At 79.5% G+C, this 591-nt stretch carries 1 pseudogene; it reads right to left on the reverse strand.

Annotated features, from left to right (window positions below):
• A pseudogene (locus ACSNOK_RS33375) lies at positions 1-591 on the reverse strand (hypothetical protein); the annotation flags it as partial.

The following is a 591-nucleotide window of genomic DNA, read 5'->3' on the forward strand; positions in this document are numbered from 1 at the left end:
GCTTCGGGGGCTGCGGGGCGGAGGACGGCGGGCAGCCAGGGGAGCGCGCCGGGGTAGGTGACGGCCAGCCGCAGCCGGGTCACGGCCAGCTCCGTGGCGTACCGCGAATCGTCGTCCTCGGCCGGCAGCACCTCGGCGGCCGTGACCGCCTCGTCCTCCCGGCCGTGCCACAGCAGGGCCTGGATCAGGTGGAGGGTCGCGCGAGGTGGCAGCAGGCCGGTACGGGCGTGGCCGATGAGCGCCCGGAGCTGGGTGACGACGCCCTGTGGATCGAGCCGCCAGGCGACGCCCACGACGGCCAGCCGGTCCGCGACGCCCTGCGGCGAGTCGTCCGCGCGCAGCACGGCGCAGCGCAGGTGGCGGGCGGCCAGGTCGGTGTCGCCGGCCGCCAGGTGCTCCTCCGCCGCGGCGCGGAGCAGCGGCGCCTCCCAGCTCTCGCCGAGCGGGCCACCGGCCAGCAGGTGCGCGGCGACCGCTACGGCGGGGGCGCCCTGGGCGTGCAGCGCGCGGGCGGCGCGGGCGCGCAGGGCGGTGTGGGCGGCCGAGGAGAGGTCGGCGAGCAGGGCTTCGTCGACGGCGGGGTGGCGGGGG

The organism is Streptomyces sp. URMC 126 (assembly GCF_051386555.1).
In the GTDB taxonomy this organism is placed as follows: domain Bacteria; phylum Actinomycetota; class Actinomycetes; order Streptomycetales; family Streptomycetaceae; genus Streptomyces.